The sequence below is a fragment of the Micromonospora sp. NPDC049799 genome, assembly GCF_040656655.1.
Lineage (GTDB): Bacteria > Actinomycetota > Actinomycetes > Mycobacteriales > Micromonosporaceae > Micromonospora.
Window position 1 is genome coordinate 1 of sequence record NZ_JBFAMU010000037.1, and the last position, 21,673, is coordinate 21,673.

General features: G+C 70.6%; 31 protein-coding genes. 2 read left to right on the plus strand and 29 right to left on the minus strand.

Translation table 11 applies throughout. The features are described from left to right. Positions 1-125 precede the first annotated feature (125 nt). The 4 genes from AB0I76_RS05515 to AB0I76_RS05530 are packed head-to-tail and all read right to left on the minus strand — an operon-like array spanning position 126 to position 4,247. The gene (locus tag AB0I76_RS05515) at positions 126-1,094 is read right to left on the minus strand and encodes an aldo/keto reductase (RefSeq protein WP_357030252.1); all 969 of its coding nucleotides are present in this window, start codon (positions 1,092-1,094) and stop codon (positions 126-128) included. Positions 1,095-1,123: 29 nt separating this feature from the next. Continuing rightward, a complete protein-coding gene (locus tag AB0I76_RS05520; RefSeq protein WP_357030254.1) occupies positions 1,124-1,924 on the minus strand; it encodes a nucleotidyltransferase domain-containing protein in 801 nt (266 codons plus the stop codon). Then, complete coding sequence (locus tag AB0I76_RS05525; protein WP_357030256.1) at positions 1,921-3,600, minus strand: ATP-binding cassette domain-containing protein; 1,680 nt, start codon at positions 3,598-3,600, stop codon at positions 1,921-1,923. The genes AB0I76_RS05520 and AB0I76_RS05525 overlap by 4 nt, the downstream gene beginning before the upstream one ends. A 41-nt stretch (positions 3,601-3,641) precedes the next feature. Next, positions 3,642-4,247 carry a methyltransferase gene (locus AB0I76_RS05530; protein WP_357030258.1) on the minus strand — a complete coding sequence of 202 codons (606 nt, stop codon included), beginning with the start codon at positions 4,245-4,247 and terminating at the stop codon, positions 3,642-3,644. A 128-nt stretch (positions 4,248-4,375) separates the two neighbouring features. Between AB0I76_RS05530 and AB0I76_RS05535 the strand changes: the two genes are divergently transcribed. Further along, the gene (locus tag AB0I76_RS05535) at positions 4,376-5,428 is read left to right on the plus strand and encodes a hypothetical protein (RefSeq protein ID WP_357030260.1); all 1,053 of its coding nucleotides are present in this window, start codon (positions 4,376-4,378) and stop codon (positions 5,426-5,428) included. Between the two features lie 179 nt (positions 5,429-5,607). Here AB0I76_RS05535 and truA read toward each other — a convergent pair whose 3' ends face one another. The 25 genes from truA to rplP all read right to left on the minus strand — a co-directional run bounded on the left by truA (position 5,608) and on the right by rplP (position 20,008). After that, positions 5,608-6,438: a tRNA pseudouridine(38-40) synthase TruA gene (gene truA, locus AB0I76_RS05540; RefSeq protein ID WP_357030262.1), complete on the minus strand. Its 831-nt coding sequence runs from the start codon at positions 6,436-6,438 to the stop codon at positions 5,608-5,610. 65 nt (positions 6,439-6,503) lie between these two features. Beyond that, complete coding sequence (rplQ, locus tag AB0I76_RS05545) at positions 6,504-7,067, minus strand: 50S ribosomal protein L17 (protein WP_357030264.1); 564 nt, start codon at positions 7,065-7,067, stop codon at positions 6,504-6,506. A 32-nt stretch (positions 7,068-7,099) separates the two neighbouring features. Continuing rightward, the gene (locus tag AB0I76_RS05550) at positions 7,100-8,122 is read right to left on the minus strand and encodes a DNA-directed RNA polymerase subunit alpha (RefSeq protein WP_357030266.1); all 1,023 of its coding nucleotides are present in this window, start codon (positions 8,120-8,122) and stop codon (positions 7,100-7,102) included. A 98-nt stretch (positions 8,123-8,220) separates the two neighbouring features. Continuing rightward, positions 8,221-8,847 carry a 30S ribosomal protein S4 gene (gene rpsD, locus AB0I76_RS05555; protein ID WP_334569332.1) on the minus strand — a complete coding sequence of 209 codons (627 nt, stop codon included), beginning with the start codon at positions 8,845-8,847 and terminating at the stop codon, positions 8,221-8,223. Between the two features lie 14 nt (positions 8,848-8,861). Further along, positions 8,862-9,269: a 30S ribosomal protein S11 gene (gene rpsK, locus AB0I76_RS05560; protein WP_014440747.1), complete on the minus strand. Its 408-nt coding sequence runs from the start codon at positions 9,267-9,269 to the stop codon at positions 8,862-8,864. Between the two features lie 18 nt (positions 9,270-9,287). Continuing rightward, on the minus strand, positions 9,288-9,668 hold the full coding sequence (gene rpsM / locus AB0I76_RS05565; protein WP_357030269.1) for a 30S ribosomal protein S13: 381 nt from the start codon (positions 9,666-9,668) through the stop codon (positions 9,288-9,290). Between the two features lie 262 nt (positions 9,669-9,930). After that, on the minus strand, positions 9,931-10,044 hold the full coding sequence (gene rpmJ, locus AB0I76_RS05570) for a 50S ribosomal protein L36 (protein WP_012184307.1): 114 nt from the start codon (positions 10,042-10,044) through the stop codon (positions 9,931-9,933). Between the two features lie 93 nt (positions 10,045-10,137). Next, positions 10,138-10,359, minus strand: coding sequence for a translation initiation factor IF-1 (infA, locus tag AB0I76_RS05575; RefSeq protein WP_007073013.1), 222 nt, complete (start codon positions 10,357-10,359; stop codon positions 10,138-10,140). Between the two features lie 260 nt (positions 10,360-10,619). Continuing rightward, positions 10,620-11,192 (minus strand): DUF1707 domain-containing protein, encoded by a 573-nt coding sequence (locus AB0I76_RS05580; RefSeq protein ID WP_357030292.1) that lies wholly within the window; start codon positions 11,190-11,192, stop codon positions 10,620-10,622. 119 nt (positions 11,193-11,311) lie between these two features. Beyond that, a complete protein-coding gene (gene map, locus AB0I76_RS05585; protein ID WP_357030271.1) occupies positions 11,312-12,163 on the minus strand; it encodes a type I methionyl aminopeptidase in 852 nt (283 codons plus the stop codon). Positions 12,164-12,256: 93 nt separating this feature from the next. Further along, on the minus strand, positions 12,257-12,910 hold the full coding sequence (locus AB0I76_RS05590; RefSeq protein ID WP_357030273.1) for an adenylate kinase: 654 nt from the start codon (positions 12,908-12,910) through the stop codon (positions 12,257-12,259). Continuing rightward, positions 12,911-14,239: a preprotein translocase subunit SecY gene (gene secY / locus AB0I76_RS05595; RefSeq protein WP_357030275.1), complete on the minus strand. Its 1,329-nt coding sequence runs from the start codon at positions 14,237-14,239 to the stop codon at positions 12,911-12,913. A gap of 552 nt (positions 14,240-14,791) precedes the next feature. Then, positions 14,792-15,235, minus strand: a complete 444-nt coding sequence (gene rplO / locus AB0I76_RS05600; protein WP_357030277.1) for a 50S ribosomal protein L15 — start codon at positions 15,233-15,235, stop codon at positions 14,792-14,794. After that, entirely contained in the window at positions 15,235-15,417 is a 183-nt protein-coding gene (gene rpmD / locus AB0I76_RS05605) for a 50S ribosomal protein L30 (protein WP_357030279.1), read from the minus strand. Before rpmD ends, rplO begins: the two co-directional genes overlap by 1 nt. Then, positions 15,417-16,031: a 30S ribosomal protein S5 gene (gene rpsE, locus AB0I76_RS05610; RefSeq protein WP_222956323.1), complete on the minus strand. Its 615-nt coding sequence runs from the start codon at positions 16,029-16,031 to the stop codon at positions 15,417-15,419. The genes rpmD and rpsE overlap by 1 nt, the downstream gene beginning before the upstream one ends. A gap of 33 nt (positions 16,032-16,064) precedes the next feature. Then, entirely contained in the window at positions 16,065-16,442 is a 378-nt protein-coding gene (rplR, locus tag AB0I76_RS05615; RefSeq protein WP_205801978.1) for a 50S ribosomal protein L18, read from the minus strand. A gap of 8 nt (positions 16,443-16,450) precedes the next feature. Next, a complete protein-coding gene (gene rplF / locus AB0I76_RS05620) occupies positions 16,451-16,993 on the minus strand; it encodes a 50S ribosomal protein L6 (protein ID WP_357030282.1) in 543 nt (180 codons plus the stop codon). Positions 16,994-17,009: 16 nt separating this feature from the next. Next, on the minus strand, positions 17,010-17,417 hold the full coding sequence (rpsH, locus tag AB0I76_RS05625; protein ID WP_013288624.1) for a 30S ribosomal protein S8: 408 nt from the start codon (positions 17,415-17,417) through the stop codon (positions 17,010-17,012). A gap of 118 nt (positions 17,418-17,535) precedes the next feature. Further along, a complete protein-coding gene (locus AB0I76_RS05630; RefSeq protein ID WP_007073023.1) occupies positions 17,536-17,721 on the minus strand; it encodes a type Z 30S ribosomal protein S14 in 186 nt (61 codons plus the stop codon). Between the two features lies 1 nt (position 17,722). Then, the gene (rplE, locus tag AB0I76_RS05635; RefSeq protein ID WP_357030284.1) at positions 17,723-18,289 is read right to left on the minus strand and encodes a 50S ribosomal protein L5; all 567 of its coding nucleotides are present in this window, start codon (positions 18,287-18,289) and stop codon (positions 17,723-17,725) included. Further along, the gene (gene rplX / locus AB0I76_RS05640; protein WP_357030286.1) at positions 18,289-18,609 is read right to left on the minus strand and encodes a 50S ribosomal protein L24; all 321 of its coding nucleotides are present in this window, start codon (positions 18,607-18,609) and stop codon (positions 18,289-18,291) included. Before rplX ends, rplE begins: the two co-directional genes overlap by 1 nt. Continuing rightward, on the minus strand, positions 18,606-18,974 hold the full coding sequence (gene rplN, locus AB0I76_RS05645) for a 50S ribosomal protein L14 (RefSeq protein WP_007073026.1): 369 nt from the start codon (positions 18,972-18,974) through the stop codon (positions 18,606-18,608). The genes rplX and rplN overlap by 4 nt, the downstream gene beginning before the upstream one ends. Before the next feature lie 97 nt (positions 18,975-19,071). Further along, the gene (gene rpsQ, locus AB0I76_RS05650) at positions 19,072-19,350 is read right to left on the minus strand and encodes a 30S ribosomal protein S17 (protein ID WP_357030288.1); all 279 of its coding nucleotides are present in this window, start codon (positions 19,348-19,350) and stop codon (positions 19,072-19,074) included. Next, complete coding sequence (gene rpmC / locus AB0I76_RS05655; RefSeq protein WP_117665103.1) at positions 19,347-19,583, minus strand: 50S ribosomal protein L29; 237 nt, start codon at positions 19,581-19,583, stop codon at positions 19,347-19,349. Before rpmC ends, rpsQ begins: the two co-directional genes overlap by 4 nt. Beyond that, positions 19,583-20,008: a 50S ribosomal protein L16 gene (gene rplP / locus AB0I76_RS05660; RefSeq protein ID WP_007465292.1), complete on the minus strand. Its 426-nt coding sequence runs from the start codon at positions 20,006-20,008 to the stop codon at positions 19,583-19,585. Before rplP ends, rpmC begins: the two co-directional genes overlap by 1 nt. 685 nt (positions 20,009-20,693) lie before the next feature. Between rplP and AB0I76_RS05665 the strand changes: the two genes are divergently transcribed. Next, positions 20,694-21,673: FAD-binding oxidoreductase (locus AB0I76_RS05665; RefSeq protein WP_357030290.1), on the plus strand; the 980-nt coding region annotated here is incomplete at its 3' end.

Below are 21,673 nucleotides of genomic sequence, written 5' to 3' on the forward strand. Positions count from 1 at the left end.
CGATGGAGGACACCCTCCTCGTCGGTGACCGGGTGCTGGTCAACAAGGTCGTCTAACGGCAGCGCAGCCCCCGACCGCCAGCCGCCCAACGGCGGACGGCGGACGGCGGACGGCGGCACACACCCCTACCGGTCGAGCACGTCCCGGAGGGCCGTCAGGTCCTCGTCGGTGGGCTGCCAGGATCCGGCTGCCGCGTTGGCGCGTGCCTGCTCGGGGCTGGTGGCGCCGGCGATCACCGACGTCACGGCCGGCTGGGCGGCCAGCCCGCCGATCGCCACCTGGAGCATGGACAGGCCCCGCTCCTTCGCGTACGCCTCGACCGCCTCGATGGTGTCCCAGTCGGCGGCGGCGAGACGGGCCGCGTACCGGCCGCCACCGGCGAGGCGGCTGCCGGCGGGCGGTGCCTGGTCCCGGCGGTACTTGCCGGTGAGCAGCCCGTTGGCCAGCGGGAAGAACGGCAGCATGCCGAGGCCGAAGCGCTCGCAGGCCGGGACGACCTCGGCCTCCACGCCCCGCTCCAGCAGCGAGTAGTGGTTCTGCGCGGAGATGAACCGGGTCCGGCCCTGGGACGACGCGGTCCAGTCTGCGTCGGCGATCTGCCAGCCGGCGAAGTTGGAGTTGCCCAGGTAGCGCACCTTGCCAGCACGGACCAGGTCGTCCAGGGCGGCGAGGGTCTCGTCGATCGGGGTGTCCGGGTCGGGCTCGTGCATCTGGTACAGGTCGATGTGGTCGGTGCCGAGCCGGCGCAGCGACGCCTCCACCGCCCGGGCGATGTAGCGCCGGGCACCCCGTGCGCCGAAGTCCGGCCCGTTGAGGCCGTGCATGTCCATGCCGAACTTGGTGGCCACCACCACGTCGTCGCGGCGGCCCTTCAGCGCCTGACCTAGTAGCTCCTCGGAGCCGCCCTGCGGTTCGCCGTAGATGTCGGCGGTGTCGAAGAAGGTGATGCCGGCGTCGAGGGCGGCGTCGACCACCGCCCGGGTGCCGTCGAGGTCGAGCTTCCGGCCGAAGTTGTTGCAGCCGATGCCGACCACGGACACCACGAGCCCGGAGTCGCCCAGCCGGCGGTACGTCATCTCAGTCACGAGATCCACCCTATGCCCGCCGGCGGAAGCGGAACGGGTCAGCCGAGCACCTCGGCTGCGAGCGCCCGCCCGGTGGCCATCGTCGCGGCCAACTCCTCCGGGGTGCGGCCGACCGCGCCGAGCAGCGCCTGTGCCCGGTCCGCGAACTGCGGCGGTGCGCCCGGCAGCCGGCCCGCCGACGCGATCATCCCCTTCTCGTTGAGCAGCCACCGTCCGGCGCGGGCGTGCAGCACCTGGACGAGCACTCCGACGACCCGGAACAGGCAACCCGCGACGTACCCGCTGTCGCCCGCCGGGACCGCCTTGGCGGCGCCCGCGAGCAGGAGGTCCACCTCCCACCCGCCGGCCGCGAGGGCGGCGGCCAACTCCGGCGGGTACGTGGACGTCTCGGCGCGCAGCGCCGTCAGCTCACCGGTCGGGTCGGCCAGGATCCGGCACCGGGCCACCTCTCCCGCGTACACGTGGGAGTAGAACCCAAGCGGGTGTCCCGGCTGCACGCCCACCTCGTACCGGCCGGCCCGGCAGTCGGCCCAGACCTGGTGCACCCGGTCGAGGTCGCGGTAGATCCAGTCGACGGCGACCCCGCCGATCCGCAGCCAGCCGCCCCCGTCCACCCACGGGCCCCAGCCGCCGGGCTCGCCGATGCCGACGTCGGGATCGTCGGCGACCGACGCGGCGAGCGCCCGCAGCGCCGGCACGTCGAGCGGGCCGCGGTAGTAGAGGCCGAGGTCCCAGTCGGAGTCGGGCCGGTGCTCGCCCCGGGCGCGGCTGCCACCGAGCGCCACCGCGACCACGCCGCCGACCGCGCACAGGCGCTCGGGCAGGTCGGCGGGGATCACCGCACGTCCCAGACAGGCTCGGGGGTCTCCACCACCTCACCGTCCCCGCCGAACAGGATGAAGCGGTCGAAGGAGCGGGTGAACCAGCGGTCGTGGGTCACCGCGACGACCGTCCCGGCGAAGGCCGCGAGGCCCGTCTCCAGGGCCTCCGCGCTGGCCAGGTCGAGGTTGTCGGTGGGTTCGTCGAGCAACAGCAGCGTCGCCCCCGACAGCTCCAGCAGGAGTACGAGGAAGCGCGCCTGCTGCCCGCCGGAGAGGGTGCCGAAGCGCTGGTCGCCCTGCCCAGCCAGCTCGTACCGGGACAGCGCCGCCATCGCCGCGTGCCGGTCCATGCCGGCGCGGTGTTCGTCGCCCCGCCAGAGGATCTCGACCAGCGTCCGGTCCGTCAGCTCCGGCCGGTCGTGGGTTTGGGAGAAGTGACCGGGGCGGACGCGGGCGCCGAGCCGGGCCACCCCGTTGTGCTTGACCGGGGCGAGCTTCTCGGCGCCGTCGACCGGCCCGTTGGCCGGGTCGGGGTCGGTGCCGCCCCGGGCCAACAGGCGCAGGAAGTGGGACTTTCCCGTCCCGTTGGCGCCGAGCACCGCGACCCGGTCGCCGTACCAGATCTCCAGGTCGAAGGGGTAGGTGAGGTTGTCGAGTTCGAGTTGCTCGCACATCACGGCGCGCTTGCCGGTGCGCCCGCCCGCGAGCTGCATCCGGATGTCCTGGTCCTTCGGGGGCTCGGGCGGGGGCCCGGCCTCCTCGAACTTGCGCAGCCGCGTCTGCGCGGCCTGGTAGCGCGAGGCCATCCCGGAGTTGTACGCGGCCTTCTGCTTGTACATCAGCATCAGCTCGCGCAGCTTCTGGTGCTCCTCGTCCCACCGTTTGCGCAGCTCGTCGAGGCGGTCGTGGCGAGCGACCCGGGCCGCGTGCCAGCTGGCGAAGCCGCCGGGGTGCACCCAGGCGCTGCCGCCCTCGACGGCGACGACCCGGTCGGCGGTGTGCGACAGCAGTTCCCGGTCGTGCGAGACGTAGAGCACCGACTTGCCGGACTCCCGCAGCCGCGCCTCCAGCCAGCGCTTGCCGGGGACGTCGAGGAAGTTGTCCGGCTCGTCGAGGAGCAGCACCTCGTCGGGGCCGCGCAGCAGCAGTTCCAGGGCGAAGCGCTTCTGCTGGCCGCCGGAGAGGGTGCGCACGGGCCGTTCCCGCGCGGCGTCCCAGGGCAGCCCGAGCACGATCGTGGAGACGGTGTCGAAGAGCACCTCCGCGTCGTACCCGCCGGTCTCGCCCCAGGCGGCCAGCGCGTCCGCGTACGCCAGCTGGGCCTTGCCGGCGGCGGTGCTGTACTTGCCGCGCACCTCGGCAGCCCGCATGACCGCCTCGGTCTCGGCGAGCCGACGCCCGGCGGCGCGCAACGCCGGTGGGGCGAGCGAGAGCGCGAGGTCGGCGAGGGTGGACTCGTCGCCGATCATGCCGATGAACTGGCGCATGACGCCGAGCCCACCGGTACGCGCGATCGTGCCGCTCTTCACCGCCAGGTCACCGGCCACCATGCGCAGCAGCGTCGTCTTGCCGGCGCCGTTCGGCCCGACCAGCGCGACCTTGGCCCCCTCGCCGACCCGGAACGACACGTCGGTGAAGAGTTCCCGGCCGTCGGGCAGGATGTGCCCGACCCCTGCCACGTCCACATATCCCACGCCGGCATCCTGCCCGAGCCGCCGCCGGACGGCCCAGCCATTTACCGGGTGACGCGCAGCACCCGGAAGCCCTTCTGGCTGGAGTGGCGCTCGACCTGCCAGCCGGAGTCGACCAGCCAGCGGTGCAGGGAGTCGCCGCCGAGGTGCCGGGCGACGACCAGCCAGGCGACCCCGTCCGGGGCGAGTCGGGGCAGCCAGCGCGCCAGCAGCTGGTGCAGCTCCTCCTTGCCGATCCGGATCGGCGGGTTGGACCAGATCTGGGCGAAGGTGACGTCCGCCGGCAGGTCGTCCGGCGCGGCCACGCGCACCCGCTCGGCCGCGTCGATCCGGGCCGCGTTGGCGGCGGTCAGCTGGCGGGCCCGTTCGTTGACGTCGACCGCCCAGACCGTCGCGGACGGCGCGCACGTCGCGAGCACGCAGGTGATGGGTCCGAAGCCGCAGCCGATGTCGAGCAGGTCGCCGGTGGTGCCGGCGGACGGCAGCTCGGCCTTGCGGAGCAGGACGGCGGTGCCGGGGTCGAGCCGCGTGGCGGAGAAAACCCCGCCGGCGGAGGTGAGCGTGTAGTCGCGGCCGGCGACGGTGAACTCGACCTCGCGCGGGTGGGCGGTGGTCGCGGGTTCAGCGGTGAAGTAGTGGTCGCCGGTCACCCGGCGATTCTCGCAGGCACGCCGGGGGGCGGCCGGCACGGGTGGCGGGCAGCACGAACCGTCACCACCGTCACCACAATTTCCCATTTTTACCACCTAAAGGGACATTGGCTCCTACTCTGGGCGACATGGTGTATCGGTACGAGTCCGATGAGGACGCATTCCTGGAGTACCCGGACGACGCGTCCGGGCCGTCGGTGCCCAGCGCCGGTCCCCAGCCTCCGGCCGGCCCGTCGCCGTCCCGCTTCCCCACACCGTCGCTCCCCCGGACCACGCGGACGGCGCTGCCGCCCGCCGAGCCGGCGCCGGTGTCCAGCCCGCCCCCGGAGCCGGTGTCCAGCCCGCCCCCGGAGCGGCCCCGCACCCCCGTGTACGCCTCGGCCGTCCCGATGGAACCCCGCGCGCGCAGCGGCGGCGGCCGGATGTGGCAGGTGGTCGTCGGTGGTGCGGCGGTGCTGGTCCTGCTCGCCCTCTGCGGCCTCGGGGCCGCCGCACTGGTCAACGAGCGGGACACCGACCCGCGGACCAGGCCGACCGAGCAGCCCGCCGCAGCCGGCTCGTCCGCACCCGACCAGCAGGACCTCGACTCCCGGGACACCGACCAGGCCCCGCTGACCGCCAAGGAGGTCTTCCCCGGCCGGCAGCTCGTACCCGGCGACGGCGAGGCCCCGTACCAGGTGCTCAAGACGCACTCCGGCGGCAGCTGCGCGGTGGCCGCCACCGGGGAGGTCGCCGAGCTGCTCGTCCGGCTGGGCTGCAACCAGGTGGTCCGGGCGACCCTGCGGTCCCCGGACGGCGAACACCTGGTCACCACCGGCCTGTTCAACCTGACGGACCGGGCCAGCGCCGAGCGCGCCCGCGACCGGATCCGCCAGATCCTCGACGATCGGCAGGGCCGCTTCCGTGGCATGGTGGCCGACGAGGAGACTGAGGCGATCGGCACGGCACCGGCCCGCGTCGGCTGGCAGGTACGCGGCCACTACCTCGCGTACGCCCTGGTGGCCCGCGTCGACGGCGAGACCATCCGGTCCGGCGACACCGCCGTCCGGGAGGTCCTCTTCGACATGATCGAGCTGCACCTCAACCAGGGCGTGCTGGAGCGTCGCGCGGCAGGCGGGACGGCCGTCCAGCCGACCGAGGAGGCCACCGGTTCCCAGGAGGGCGAGTCCGCCGGCGACTGAGGAGGACACATCGGGGGTGCGGGTGCGGGCCGGACGGCCCCCCCCCCCCGCGTGGCGTAAAAAAAAACCACCACCGCCCCCCCCCCCCCCCCCCCCCCCCCCCCCCCCCCCCCCCCCCCCCCCCCCCCCCGGGGGGGGGGGGGGGGGCGGCCCGCCCCCCCCCCCCCCGCGGTGTCGTCTCAGCCCTCGACGGGTACGCGCAGCCGGCGGGTCAGCTCGGCGCGGCGGGCGTACCCGGCCGGGTCACCCGGGTAGCCGACCGCCACCAGGGTCAGCCCGTGCGCCGGCGCGACGGTCACCTCGCTGGACCGCTCCCGCCGGCTGAGCAGGCTGCCCGGCCAGTCGACCGGGCGCCGGCCGTCGCCAGCCACCAGCATCGCGCCAACGAGGCTGCGCACCATCGCCTGGCAGAACGCGTCGGCCTGCACGGTGGCGACGAGGATGCCGTCGGGGTCGCGCCGCCAGTCCAGCCGGGTCACCTCGCGCAGGGTGGTGGCGTTCTCCTTGCGCCGGCAGTACGCGGCGAAGTCGTGCTCCCCCACCAGGCCCGCCGCGGCGGCGTTGAGCGCGTCCAGGTCGAGCGCCTTCGACCAGGCGAGGGTGTCCCGCCGGCGCAGCGGCTCGGCGCCCCAGGGGGCGTCGGTCACCCGGTACTCGTAGCGGCGGAAGGTGGCCGAGAACCGGGCGTCGAAGTCGGCGGGCACCTCGGCCATCGCCCGGATCCGCACGTCGGTCGGGAGCAGCCGGGCCAGCCTGCGCAGCAGCCGCCCCTCGTGCTCCCGCCACACGGCGGCCGGCAGGTCCACATGGCACACCTGCCCGCTGGCGTGCACCCCCGCGTCGGTACGCCCGGCCACGGTCAGGCCGGCCGCGGTCCCCGCCCCGAGCACCAGGTCGAGGGTCTGGACGATCACCCCGGCGACCGTACGACGGGTGGGCTGGGCGGCCCAGCCGGAGAAGTCCGTGCCGTCGTAGGAGACGTCCAGCCGGAGCCGGGTGCGCTCGTCCACTCGTACCTCCTGACGGGTCGGGCCCGGCACCCCTGAAGGGGTGCCGGGCCCGCTCGTGGCCTGGCTCAGGCCTTGTCGTTCTCGTTGGCCTCGTCGCTGTCCTCGCGGGCGGCGGCGGTGTCGCCGGAGGCCGAGACGGGCGCCTCGGCGTCCTGGTCGTCGGCCGGCTTCGACTGCGGGGCCTCGTCCTCGGGGGCGAGCGCCTCGACCTTGTCCTGCTGCGCGGCCTTGCGGGCCGCGGTCTTCTTGTTCGCCTTCGGCGCCGCGACCTGCAGCTCCTCGACCAGCTCGATGATCGCCATCGGGGCGGCGTCACCCTTGCGCGGGCCGGTCTTCACGATCCGCGTGTAGCCGCCGTTGCGGTTGGAGTACCGCGGGGCGATCTGGTCGAACAGGGCGTAGACCACGTCCTTGTCCTTGACGACGCCCAGCACCCGCCGACGTGCGGCGAGGTCGCCGCGCTTGGCCTTGGTGATGAGCTGCTCCGCGAGCGGACGCAGCCGCCGGGCCTTGGTCTCGGTGGTCTGGATCTTGCCGTGCTGGAACAGCGCGGTGGCAAGGTTGGCCAGCATCAGCCGCTCGTGCGCCGGGCTGCCGCCGAGGCGGGGACCCTTGGTGGGCGTGGGCATTCTCGGTGCTCCTCGTTAATCCTCAGCCGCGCTTACAGCTGCTCGGTCTCGCGGTAGTCGTCGCTGTCGTAGTCGGCCTCACCGAAGGCGTCCACGACGTGCGCCGGGTCGAAGTTCGGGGCCGAGTCCTTCAGCCCCAGACCCATCCCGGCGAGCTTCATCTTGACCTCGTCGATCGACTTCTGACCGAAGTTGCGGATGTCGAGGAGGTCGGCCTCGGTGCGCCCGATGAGCTCACCAACGGAGTTGATGCCCTCGCGCTTGAGGCAGTTGTAGGAGCGGACGGTCAGGTCCAGCTCCTCGATCGGCAGCGCCAGGTCGGCGGCCAGCTGGGCGTCCTGCGGGGACGGCCCGATGTCGATGCCCTCGGCGGTCTCGTCCAGCTCCCGGGCCAGCCCGAACAGCTCGACCAGCGTCGAACCGGCCGAGGCCAGCGCCGTACGCGGGCCCATCGACGCCTTGGTCTCGACGTCGATGATCAACCGGTCGAAGTCGGTCCGCTGCTCGACACGGGTCGCCTCGACGCGGTAGGTCACCTTGAGCACCGGCGAGTAGATCGAGTCGACGGGGATCCGGCCGATCTCGGCGCCGGCCTGCTTGTTCTGCGCCGCCGTCACGTAGCCGCGGCCCCGCTCGACGGTCAGCTCCATGTCGAGCCGGCCCTTGCCGTTAAGGGTGGCGAGCTTGAGGTCCGGGTTGTGCACCGAGACGCCGGCCGGCGGCTGGATGTCGCCCGCCGTCACGTCGCCCGGACCCTGCTTACGCAGGTACATGCTGACCGGCTCGTCGTGCTCGGAGCTGACGCAGAGCTCCTTGATGTTCATGACGAGCTCGACCACGTCCTCCTTGACACCGGGGATCGTGGTGAACTCGTGCAGGACACCGTCGATCTTGATCGAGGTGACCGCCGCACCCGGGATCGACGACAGCAGCGTACGCCGCAGCGAGTTGCCCAGGGTGTAGCCGAAGCCCGGCTCCAGCGGCTCGATGGTGAACCGGGAGCGGGTCTCGTTGATCGACTCTTCGGAGAGAGACGGTCGCTGGCTGATGAGCATTTCTTCTCTTCTCTTCCGGGGCGCCCGCTATATGACGCCCACGACACAAACTGTTCCGGTGGCCCGCCCCGCGAGGGGCGAGCCACCGCAACGAGCCCTTACTTGGAGTAGAGCTCGACGATCAGCTGCTCCTGGACCTGGGTGTCGATCACCTGGCGGGCCGGGAGCGAGTGCACGAGGATCTTCATCTGGCTGGGGATCGCCTCGAGCCAGGCCGGCACCGAACGCGAACCGGCCTGAGCCTGCGCCACCACGAACGGGGTGAGCTCCTTGCTCTTGCCCCGAACCTCGATGATGTCGTGCTCCTTGACGCGGTACGACGGGATGTCGACCTTCTTGCCGTTCACCGTGAAGTGACCGTGCTTGACCAGCTGGCGGGCCTGGTCGCGCGAGCTGGCGTAGCCGGCCCGGTAGACCACGTTGTCCAGCCGCGACTCGAGGATCTGCAGGAGAACCTCGCCGGTCTTGGCCTTCTTGCCCACGGCCTCTTCGTAGTAGCCGCGGAACTGCTTCTCCAGCACGCCGTAGACACGACGGGCCTTCTGCTTCTCACGGAGCTGGAGCAGGTACTCCGTCTCCTTCGTGCGGCCGCGGCCGTGCTGCCCGGGCGGGAACGGCCGGGACTCGAACGGGCACTTCGGACCATCGCACTTGCTGCCCTTGAGGAACAGCTTCATCTTCTCCCGCCGGCAACGGCGGCAGTCAGCACCGGTGTAACGAGCCATCTCTCTCTAACCTCTCAGACCCGGCGACGCTTCGGCGGACGGCACCCGTTGTGCGGCTGCGGGGTGACGTCGGAGATCTGCCCGACCTCGAGGCCCGCGGCCTGCAGCGAACGGATGGCGGTCTCCCGGCCGGAGCCGGGGCCCTTGACGAACACGTCGACCTTGCGCATGCCGTGCTCCATCGCGCGACGCGCGGCGGCCTCGGCGGCGAGCTGCGCGGCGAACGGGGTCGACTTGCGGGAGCCCTTGAAGCCAACCTGGCCGGAAGACGCCCAGGAGATGACTGCACCGGTCGGGTCCGTGATGGACACGATGGTGTTGTTGAAGGTGCTCTTGATGTGCGCCTGCCCGTGGGCGACGTTCTTGCGTTCCTTGCGCCGGACCTTCTTGACGGCGGCTCCGGCACGAGCCTTCGGTGGCATAAGTCTGTGCGCTCCTAGTTACTTCTTGCCGGGCTTCTTCTTGCCGGCGACGGTCCGCTTCGGGCCCTTGCGGGTCCGCGCGTTGGTCTTGGTCCGCTGGCCACGCACGGGCAGGCCCCGGCGGTGCCGGATGCCGGCGTAGCAGCCGATCTCAACCTTGCGGCGGATGTCAGCGGCGACCTCGCGGCGCAGGTCGCCTTCAACCTTGTAGTTGCCCTCGATGTGGTTGCGGAGCTGGACCAGCTCCTCATCCGTGAGGTCCCGAACGCGCTTGTCCGGCGAGATGCCGGTAGCGGTGAGCGTCTCCAGGGCGCGGGTGCGACCCACGCCGAAGATGTAGGTGAGCGCGATCTCCATCCGCTTTTCGCGGGGGAGGTCGACGCCAGCTAGACGTGCCATGTGCGGGCGTACTCCTCGTGATGTGTGGCGGAGGTGTGGACCCGTCCCACCCCGCTACCGACCGTCCCTGTCCTTCCGACGCCGTTGGCGCCGGCGACCGGGAGTGGTCGTTGCCCGAGCGGGCCCCGGCCTCCGACCGGGGGTCAACCACGATGGGGTACGCGCTGCGTACCGCTCGCGGCTGGAACGAGCATGTGCTGTGTTGTGTGGATCTGCGGCCCGGACCTGTCCGACCGACCGTTCGCACGGTCGGTCGCGACGTTCAGCCCTGGCGCTGCTTGTGGCGCGGGTCGGTGCAGATGACCATGACCCGGCCGTGCCGGCGAATGACCCGGCACTTGTTGCAGATCCGCTTGACGCTCGGCTTGACCTTCACGGTTGCCTTACTTCCCATCTGGCCCGGTGACGCGACGACCGCGACGACCGGATGACGAAGACGGACACGGGACTCACCCGGCCGTCGTCAGGCTTACTTGTAGCGGTAGACGATGCGCCCTCGGGTCAGGTCGTACGGCGAAAGTTCGACGACGACCCGGTCCTCCGGCAGGATGCGGATGTAGTGCTGCCGCATCTTGCCGCTGATGTGAGCCAGCACCTTGTGACCGTTCGCGAGCTCCACCCGGAACATGGCGTTCGGCAGGGGCTCGATGACCCGGCCCTCGATCTCGATGGCTCCGTCTTTTTTCGGCATGTCCTCCGCTGTCCTGACGTCGGTTCCTCCGGACGGCTCACAACGTCTTACACGGATCGACTGATCAAGATCAGGTAATCCGCGCCAGCCGCGGCTCCGACTCCCACCGAAGCGCGGGGTGGGCATGCCGGAGTGGACGCTGTGCGCCGATCTGAAAGTGTACGCCCGCCTGCGCGCCGTCGCCAAACCGACCGCCGATCCGGTCGCCGCGGGTCGGAAATCGGGCACCGGAGAACGGGCTCCCCCGGCGCTGAACCGCCTCAGGCCTCGCCTGCCGCCCGCTTCGGGGCCTTCCGGTCCCGTTTGCGCGCCCGCTTGGCACGCCGCCGTCGCCGGCGTCGCTCCTCCTCCACGGCCCACCGCCGCGGCTTTCCCGACGTGATACCGGCCACGCTGCGGGCCAGGAGGACCCCGCCCCACGGCCCGGCCACCCAGGCCGGCCAGAACCAGAGCGGCTCACCCGCCAGTACCGACGTCACCGCCCACACCGCCAGGACGATCCCGACAGCCTTCAGGTACGGCTCCCACACGCCACGGAGCCACCGCGCCGTGACCGCCCCACCGGGCCCGTCCACCACCCGGCCCGGCACCGCACCGGCCGGGACGGCGAGCGCCGAGGCGTCCGCGCCGGCGGGCACCACCTCTCCCGCACGACCGCCGGGCGCCGACGGCGTCGGCAGGTCGGCCACCAGGCCGTCGAGATCGGCGTACGTCCGCGCCGCGTACGCCCGTTGGAGGCGCTCGTCGTACTCGTGCAGGGTCAGCCGGCCCTCGTCGACGGCCGTCCGCAGCCGGTCCGCAACCGCCTGGCGGTCCCCGTCGGCGGCCCGCATCCCGTCCCGCGCGTCCATACCGTCCAGGGTGCCATCCCCACACCACCCGCCTCAGACGCTCGCATCCGTCCCGCCCTCCCGGATCGAGGGGGGTGGGACGGGAGGCGGTAGCCGGGGCGCTAGTGGGCCGGTGAGTCGGCGGGCTGGCGGGCGGTGACCAGGTCGCCGAGGCGGGCCCGGCCACCGTCCGGGGCGGTCAGCACCCACACGCCGTCCGGCAGCAGCGCCATCGTGTGCTCCACGTGCACCGCCATCGAGCGGTCCCGGGTCACCACCGTCCAACCGTCGGTCAGCTCCGCGGTCCGTGGCGAGCCCATCGTGATCATCGGCTCGATGGCGAGCGCCATGCCCGGCACCAGCCGGGGCCCCTTGCCCGGACGACCGTGGTTGAGCACGTGCGGGTCCTGGTGCATCTCGGTGCCGATGCCGTGGCCGCCGTAGCCGTCGACGATGCCGTAGCGCCCGCCCGCACGGATCGCCTTCTCGACCGCGTGCGAGATGTCGGTGAGGCGGCCCTTGCCGCTGGCCGCGCCCCGGGCGGCGGCGGCGATGCCGGCCCACATGCCGTCCTCGGCGACCTCGGTCATCTTCACCAGCGCCGGGTCCACGTCACCGACGCCGACGGTGATCGCGGCGTCCCCGTGCCAACCGTCGAGGATCGCGCCGCAGTCGACGGAGATGATGTCGCCGTCACGCAGCACCTGGTCGGGCGAGGGGATGGCGTGCACGATCTGCTCGTTGACCGAGGAGCAGATCGACGCGGGGAAGCCGTGGTAACCCTTGAACGACGGAACGGCCCCCGCCTCGCGGATCGTCGACTCGGCGATCGCGTCCAGGTCGGCGGTGCTGACCCCGGGTGCGACCGCCTCCCGCATCCGACGCAGCGCCTCGGCGACCACGAGACCGGCGGCGCGCATCTTCTCGATCTGGTCAGGGGTCTTCAGCTGGATGTCCAGCTGGGGACGGCGCATGGAGGGATTACCTTTCGTTCCCGAAACCGAGGAGCGGGGCACGTCGCGCGTACCCCGCTCCTCGCACTCTATCCGCCGCCGCCCGGCGGGGCGTCAGCCGCCGTACGACCGCAGGGCGTCGATGGCCCGGACCGTGACGTCCTCCACCGGCCCCGTCGCGTCGATGCCGACCAGCTTGCCCTGGGCGCCGTAGTAGTCCACCAGCGGCGCGGTCTTGTCCGCGTACTCGCGCAGGCGGGTGGCGATGGTCTCCGGCTTGTCGTCGTCGCGCTGGAAGAGCTCGGCTCCGCAGCGGTCGCAGACGTCCTCGCGGGTGGTCGCGTCGAACTCGACGTGCCAGATCTTCCCGCAGCCCCGGCAGGTGCGCCGGCCGGACAGCCGCCGGATCACCTCGTCGTCGTCGACGACCAGCTCCAGCACCAGGTCCAGGGCGGTGCCCAGGTCGGCGAGGAGCTTGTCCAGCGCGGCGGCCTGCGGCGTGGTGCGCGGGAACCCGTCGAGGAGGAAGCCGTCGCCGGCGTCCGGCTCGGCGAGCCGGTCCCGGACCATGTTGATGGTGACCTCGTCGGGCACCAGTTCGCCGGCGTCCATGTAGCGCTTCGCCTCGACGCCCAGCGGGGTGCCCTGCGAGACGTTCGACCGGAAGATGTCACCGGTCGAGATCTTCGGCACCGCGAGGTGCGCGGCGATGAACTCCGCCTGTGTGCCCTTACCCGCGCCCGGCGGGCCAACCAGAACGAGTCTCATCTACCGCAGGAACCCTTCGTAGTTCCGCTGCATGAGTTGGCTCTCGATCTGCTTGGTGGTCTCCAGGCCGACGCCAACCATGATCAGCACAGCGGTGCCGCCGAACGGGAAGTTCAGGTACTGCTGCCTGTCCAGCCAGATGAAGAAGAAGTTCGGCAGGATCGAGATGAGGCCCAGGTAGAGAGCGCCCGGCAGGGTGATCCGGCTGAGGATGAAGTCGAGGTAGTCGGCGGTCGGCTTGCCGGGGCGGATGCCCGGCACGAAGCCGCCGTACTTCTTCATGTTGTCCGCGACCTCGGTCGGGTTGAACGTGATCGAGACGTAGAAGTACGTGAAGAAGATGATCAGCAGGAAGTAGACCACGATGTAGATCGGGCTGGTCGGGTCCACCAGGTTGTTCTGGATCCACGCCTGGGTCTTGCCCGGGTTGTTCTGGTCGAAGAACTGGAGCGCCAGCTGCGGCAGGTAGAGCAGCGACGAACCGAAGATGACCGGGATGACACCCGCCTGGTTGACCTTCAGCGGGATGTAGGTCGAGGTGCCGCCGTACATCCGCCGGCCGATCATCCGCTTGGCGTACTGCACCGGGATCCGGCGCTGCGCCTGCTCGATGAAGGTGACCGCGGTGATGACGACCAGGACCAGCGCGATGACGAGGAGGAACTTGCCCCAGCCGCCGGTCTGCTTGATCTGCCAGCCCTCGGCGGGGAGCCGGGCGGAGATCGAGGCGAAGATCAGGACGGACATGCCGTTGCCCACGCCGCGGTCGGTGATGAGCTCGCCGAGCCACATGACCACGCCGGTGCCGGCGGTCATCGTCATGACCAGGATCGTCAGCGTCAGCCAGTCCGGGATGCCGGTCCCCGTGGGGATGATCGGGAACTGGTCGCACTGGTTCTGGAAGAGCTGCCCGGAGCGGGCCAGCGCCACGAACGCCGACGCCTGGAGGACACCGAGCCCGAGGGTCAGGTAGCGGGTGTACTGCGTGATCTTCGCCTGGCCGGCCTGGCCCTCCTTGCGGAGCTGCTCCAACCGGGGAATGACCACGGTGAGCAGCTGCAGGATGATCGACGCGGTGATGTAGGGCATGATGCCCAGCGCGAAGACCGAGAGCTGCAGCAGGGCTCCGCCGGAGAACAGATTCAGCAGGTTGAGGACACCCGTGGAACCGTTCTCCAGGGTGTCCAGGCACTTCTGCACGTTGCCGTAGGAGACACCCGGGCTGGGCAGCGTGGCACCGAGCCGGTAGACGGCGATGATGCCTACCGTAAACAGCAACTTCTTGCGCAGGTCAGGCGTACGGAACGCACTGATGAAGGCGGACAACAACTGGATCCTCCTGCGCGGAAGGCCCGCCCGGCTCTGCTACCAGGAACCGAGGGGCGCCATCAGACTGGCGACAGGACCAAGCCGCCGAGGTGACACCTTAACAGTCTCGTCGGCTGGCACGCCACGGGTTGCCCGCACCCCCGGCTGCCAGCGTGATTGGGGTGCGGCACGTCGACGTCCACCGTAGCCCCCGCCCACTTGCACGGCCCGACCGCACACCGCCTCCGGAGGGCAGATGTGCCAGGTGAACGCGGTCAGCGACCGGGAAGTCGCGTCCCGTCGACCAACGGCCCGCCGAGGCCGATACCACTACCCCGGCCCGCCACGCACGGAGGCGACCGTGGTCAGTGGGCGATGTCACAGCAGGGCGCCGGTCCGGTCACGTGCCGTCGTCCGAGCCGCCCCGTCCACTTCGGCGTACGTGGTCGCGGCGGCCGCCACCCGTACGTCCACCGGCGCCACCCGTGCCGCCGCTCGTACGACCGCGGAGGTCGCCGAAGACGCCGACGCCCGCCCGGTGGAACCGGGCGGGCGTCGAGCGGACGTACGGCCTTACAGCTCAGTGACCGAGCCACCGGCGGCGGTGATCTTCTCCTTGGCCGACGCGCTGAAACCGTGCGCCGACACCTGGAGTGCCACCCCGCCGAGGTCGCCGGTGCCGAGCACCTTGATCGGCTGGCCCTTGCGGACCGCGCCGGCCTCGACCATCTCCAGCGGGCCGACCTGGCCGCCGTTCGGGAAGAGCTCGGCGAGCCGGTCCAGGTTGACCACCTGGAAGACGACCTTGAACTTGTTCTTGAAGCCCTTCATCTTCGGCAGGCGCATGTGGATGGGCATCTGCCCACCCTCGAACGCCGCCGAGATGTTCTTACGGGCCTTCGAGCCCTTGGTACCGCGACCGGCGGTCTTGCCCTTGGAGCCCTCACCACGACCCACGCGGGTCTTGGCGGTCTTGGCCCCCGGCGCCGGGCGCAGGTGGTGGACCTTGATCGTCATTACTCGACCTCCTCGACCTTCACGAGGTGGTTGACCGCGAAGATCATGCCGCGGATCTCCGGACGGTCCTCCTTGACCACCACGTCGTTGATCCGCTTGAGACCAAGCGAACGCAGCGAGTCACGCTGGTTCTTCTTGGTCCCGATCTCGGACCGGAGCTGGGTGACCTTCAGGCGAGCCATCAGGAAGCCACCCCCGCTCGCGACGCCAGCATAGCGGCCGGCGCGACGTCCTCCACCGGCAGGCCACGACGGGCGGCGACGGCCTCGGGGGACTCGAGCCCCTTCAGCGCCGCCACGGTGGCGTGCACGATGTTGATCGGGTTCGACGACCCGAGGCTCTTGGAGAGCACGTCGTGGATACCCGCGCACTCCAGCACGGCACGCACCGGACCACCGGCGATGACACCCGTACCGGCCGAGGCCGGCTTGAGCAGCACCACACCGGCCGCGTCCTCACCCGTCACCGGGTGCGGGATCGACTGGCCGATCCGCGGAACCTTGAAGAAGTGCTTCTTGGCCTCCTCGACACCCTTGGCGATGGCCGCGGGCACCTCCTTGGCCTTTCCGTAGCCCACGCCGACGGTGCCGTCGCCGTCGCCCACGATCACCAGGGCGGTGAAGCTGAAGCGACGACCACCCTTCACGACCTTGGCGACGCGGTTGATCGCGACGACCCGCTCAAGGTGCGGGGTCTTCTCGACGGGCGCGTTTCCGCGGCCGCCCTCACGGCGGTTGTCGCGGCGACCACCCTCGTTGCCACCGGACCCGCCGCCACGGCGCTGTTGACCTGGCATCAGCAGCCTTCCTTATCTCTCGTGACGGGGTTTCTAGAACTCGAGCCCGGCTTCGCGGGCGGCGTCGGCCAGCGCGGCGACTCGCCCCGCGTACCGGTTGCCACCGCGGTCGAAGACGACCTTGGAGACGCCGGCGGCCTTGGCCCGCTCGGCGAGCAGCGCACCGACCTTGCCGGCCAGGGCGCTCTTGTCGCCCTCGGCACCGCGCAGCGAAGCGTCCAGGGTCGACGCCGACGCCAGGGTGTGACCCTTGGTGTCGTCGACGATCTGGGCGACGATGTGCCGCAGGGAGCGGGTGACGACCAGGCGGGGACGCTCGGCGGTGCCGCTGATGTTCTTGCGGACCCGGAAGTGCCGACGCGCACGCCCGACGGCGCGCTTGGCGGCAACGCCGCGGCGGCGCTTGAGCAGCGTGGCGCTCACTTCTTACCTGCCTTTCCAGCCTTACGGCGGATGACCTCGCCCTGGTACTTCACACCCTTGCCCTTGTAGGGCTCCGGCGGACGGATCTTCCGGATGTTGGCGGCTACCTCACCGACGAGCTGCTTGTCGATGCCGGCCACGTGGAACAGGGTCGGCTTCTCCACCGTGAAGGTGATGCCCTCCGGCGCCGGCACGAGCACCGGGTGCGAGAACCCGAGCGCGAACTCCAGGTCCTTGCCCTTGGCCGTGACCCGGTAACCGGTACCGGCGATCTCCAGGCTCTTGCGGTAGCCCTCGGTGACGCCGACGATCATGTTGGCGACCAGGGTACGGCTCAGGCCGTGCAGTTCCTTGGCCTTGCGCTCGTCGTTCGGGCGGTTGACGTTCAGCTGCCCGTCCTCGGCCCGCTCGACCTTGATCGGCTCGGCAAGGGTGTGCGACAGCTCGCCCTTGGGACCCTTGACCTTGACGGTCTGGCCCTCGATCGTGATGTCGACGCCGGCAGGCACCGGGATCGACTTACGTCCAATACGCGACATTTCTACCTGTCTCCCGTTACCAGACGAAGGCGAGGACTTCCCCGCCAACGCTCCGCTTGCGGGCCTGCCGGTCGGTGAGCAGCCCCTGGGACGTCGAAATGATCGCCACGCCCAGCCCACCGAGCACCCGCGGGAGCCCGTCCGACTTGGCGTACACCCGGAGACCGGGCTTGGACACGCGCTTGATGCCGGCCAGGCTCCGCTCGCGGTTCTGGCCGTACTTCAGCTCGACGACCAGTCGCTTGCCGACGGCGCCCTCCTCGGGCTCCTCGACCGACCAGGTGGCGATGTAACCCTCGGCCTTGAGGACCTCGGCGATGTTCGCCTTGATCTTCGAGTAGGGCATCGTCACCCGGTCGTGGTACGCCTGGTTGGCGTTACGCAGACGCGTGAGCATGTCTGCGATCGGGTCGGTCATCGTCATGAAACTCGTCAGCCTTTCTCGCCGGGGTTCCCGGGGCCTGTCGCCCCGGGCCTACGGCGAAGAGCAATACGTGATCGGTGCAAGGGGTCCCGGCCGTGCGGCCGGGACTCGGTCGCCCTTACCAGGAAGCCTTGGACACGCCCGGCAGCTCACCGCGGTGGGCCATCTCCCGGATGCACACCCGGCAGAGACCGAACTTGCGGTAGACCGCCTTGGGACGCCCGCACCGCTGGCAGCGGGTGTACGCGCGAACCGAGAACTTCGGCTTCGCGGCCGCCTTGAGGATCAGCGCCTTCTTGGCCATCTCAGTTCTCCTTGAACGGGAAGCCCAGGAGCTTGAGCAGCGCCCGGCCCTCGTCGTCGGTCGTGGCGGTCGTGACCACCGTGATGTCCATGCCCCGCTGGCGATCGATCTTGTCCTGGTCGATCTCGTGGAACACCGACTGCTCGGTCAGACCGAACGTGTAGTTGCCGTGCCCGTCGAGCTTGCGCCCGTCCAGACCGCGGAAGTCGCGGATACGCGGCAGGGCGATGGACAGCAGCCGGTCCAGGAACTCCCACATCCGGTCGCCGCGAAGGGTGACCTTCGCGCCGATCGGCATGCCCTCGCGGAGCTTGAACTGCGCGATGGACTTGGTCGCCCGTCGCACCTGCGGCTTCTGGCCGGTAATGGTGGCAAGGTCCCGGACGGCGCCGTCGATCAGCTTGGCGTCCCGGGCGGCCTCGCCGACACCCATGTTGACGACGATCTTGACCAGCCGCGGCACCTGCATGGCGTTGCCGTACTGGTACTGCTCGCGCAGCTGGTTCACGATCTCGTTGCGGTACCGCTCCTTGAGGCGCGGCATGGTCTTTTCGGTAGCCGTGGTCATCACAGGTCCTTACCGGTGCTACGCGCGATGCGGACCTTCTGGCCGTTCTCGTCGATCCGGTAACCGACGCGGGTCGGCTTCCCGTCGGAGTCCAGGACCGCCACGTTCGAGACGTGGATCGGAGCCTCCTGGGTGACGATGCCACCGGTCTTGGCGCCACGCTGGGTGGTGCTGATGCGGGTGTGCTTCTTGACCCGGTTCACGCCCTCGACCAGGACCTTGTCCTGCCGCGGGTAGGCCGCGATGACCTTGCCCTTGGCACCCTTGTCCTTGCCGGCGATGACGACGACCGTGTCGCCCTTCTTGACCTTCACGGTCACAACACCTCCGGCGCGAGGGAAATGATCTTCATGAACCGCTTGTCCCGCAGCTCCCGACCCACCGGGCCGAAGATACGGGTACCACGCGGGTCCCCGCCGTCCTTGATGATGACGGCGGCGTTCTCGTCGAAGCGGATGTACGACCCGTCCGGGCGCCGCTTCTCCTTGGCGGTGCGAACGACGACAGCCTTGACGACGTCGCCCTTCTTCACACCGGCACCTGGGATCGCGTCCTTGACGGTGGCCACGATGACGTCGCCGATGCTCGCGTAGCGCCGACCGGAGCCACCGAGAACCCGGATGCACAGGATCTCCCGGGCACCCGTGTTGTCGGCGACGCGCAGTCGCGACTCCTGCTGAATCACGTCTATCTCCTATGTCTGCCGGTTCTCCGGCCGCACGAGGCGGCCGGAGCCTGGCGGAACCTGCGCCCGACCGTCGCCGGGCGAGCTCGAGCCTTCGCTACTTGGCCTTTTCCTGGATCTCCACGATCCGCCAACGCTTCGTGGCGGACAGCGGCCGGGTCTCCATGATCAGGACCCGGTCGCCGATGCCGGCGGCGTTCTGCTCGTCGTGCACCTTCAGCTTGCGCGTGCGGCGCATGATCTTGCCGTACAGCGCGTGCTTGACCCGGTCCTCGACCTCGACCACGACGGTCTTGTCCATCTTGTCGCTCACCACCAGGCCCTCACGGACCTTGCGGCGAGCCCGCACGGTGGCGGTGGTGTTCTCGTCGGTCATGATGCAGTCACCTCAGTCGGCGCGGCCGAGAGCCCCAGCTCGCGCTCACGCATGATCGTGTAGATCCGGGCGATCTCCCGACGGATGACCTGCAGCCGCCGGTTGTTGTCGAGCTGCCCGGTCGCGCCCTGCACGCGGAGGTTGAACAGCTCCGCCTTGGCCTCGCGCAGCTTCGTGACCAGCTCCTCCTCGGAGAGCTCACGCAGCTCGGAGGCCTTAACGCCCGCTGCCATCAGGATTCACCCACTTCGCGCGTAACAATGCGGCACTTCATCGGGAGCTTGTGGATCGCGCGACGCATCGCTTCTCGCGCGATCTGCTCGTTGGGGAAGGACATCTCGAAGAGAACCCGCCCCGGCTTCACGTTGGCGACCCACCACTCGGGCGAACCCTTACCGGAACCCATCCGGGTCTCGGCCGGCTTCTTGGTCAGCGCCTGGTCCGGGAAGATCGTGATCCAGACCTTGCCGCCACGCTTGATGTGGCGGGTCATCGCGATACGCGCCGACTCGATCTGGCGGTTGGTCACGTACGCCGGCTCGAGAGCCTGGATCCCGAACTCGCCGAACACCACCCGGTTACCACCCTTGGACGCGCCACTGCGGTCCGGGTGGTGCGGCTTGCGGAAGCCCTTCGGGGGCTTGCGCGGCATCAGCATCTGTCAGCCCTCCTGCTGCGTTTCTGCCGGAGCAGCCGCGGCCGACGCGACAGCAGCACTGGGTCACCGCCGGGTGGCCGGGACCGAAGCCGGCCGAGGCCGCGTCGAGCCACGAGGAGCCGTCGGCCGCCTCGATCCTGGCGCCGACCTGGCGTCGGATCACCGGCGCCTCCGGTCCGGGGGCGCCCAGCAGGTGCCGGCGGACGACGGCGACGTCGTCGCGGTCGGGCGCGTCGCGGGCATTCAGATGCGACTTGGTTGTCATGAGTCACCAATCACGGCCGCCGAGCACGTGCGGAAAAGGGCGGGCCGGTGCGGGCTCAGGCGCTGCGGAATGGACGCGGGCGCGCCGATGGCCCGGTCGGCCCGCTTCAGCATGTCGGCCGATCGCCGAGAAGTCTTCGCGCAGGTTGCTCTCTTCGGGCCGGTCGACGGGTTCCGGCCGCCGGAGTGCCCTGGAAAGCGGACGAAATCCCAGGTCGAAGACCGATGCGCAGGGTGTACGCCGGAGTGGTGTGAGGGTTGGGTGACATTCACCCGTCGCCTTCCGGACATCGGCGGGACGGATGCCCGCCATTTGCCGTATCCTGCCTCTCTGTCGTGCCGGAAGGAGGTTCGACAGAGTATGTTTCCCATGCCGGTTAAGTAGTCTCGAATCCTCGGGCCGCCGATTATGGTGGCTGCCATGAATGGGTTCTCAGGAGCGGTCCACCGTCCCGGCGACGCCGGCTACGACACGCACCGCTCCGGGTACAACCGGGTCATCGAGCACAAGCCCGCGCGGGTGATCGAGGCGGTGGATGCCGACGACGTGGCCGCCGCGGTGCGCCTCGCCGCCGCCGAGGAGCGGCCGGTCGCCGTGCAGGCGACCGGGCATGGTCCGGCGGTGCCGGCCGACGACGCGCTGCTGGTCCACACGGGACGCATGACCGGGGTGCGCGTCGACCCGACCGCGCGTACGGCCCGGCTGGCGGCCGGGGTGCGGTGGCGCGACGTGCTGGCCGTGACGGTCCCGCACGGCCTCGCGCCGCTGAACGGCTCCAGCCCGGTGGTCGGCGCGGTCGGCTACACCACCGGCGGCGGGATCGGCATGCTCGGCCGGCGGCACGGCTTCGCCGCGGACCACGTGCGGGCCGTCGACCTGGTGACCGCCGACGGCCGGCTGCGGCACCTCACCGCGGCGCACGAGCCGGACCTGTTCTGGGCGGTGCGCGGCGGCAAGGGCAACTTCGGCGTGGTCACCGCGATCGAGATCGACCTGTTCCCGGTCACCCAGCTCTACGGCGGCGGCCTGTACTTCGGCGCCGAGGCGGCACCCGACGCCCTGCACGCGTACGCCGAGTGGACCCGGACCGTGCCCGACGAGATGACCTCCTCGGTGCTGATGGTCATGGTGCCGGACATCGAGGCCGCGCCCGCGCCGCTGCGCGGGCGGTACGTCATGCACCTGCGGATCGCCTGGTGCGGCGCGCCCGAGCAGGGGGAGCGGCTGGTGGCGCCGCTGCGGGCGGCCGCGTCCCCGCTGATGGACACCCTCGGGGTGCTGCCGTACGAGCGGGTCGGATCGATCCACCACGAGCCCACCGACCCGGCGGCGAGCTACGGCCGCAACGTCACACTGCGCGCTCTGGCGCCGGACACGGTGGCGGCGCTGCTGGCGGCGGC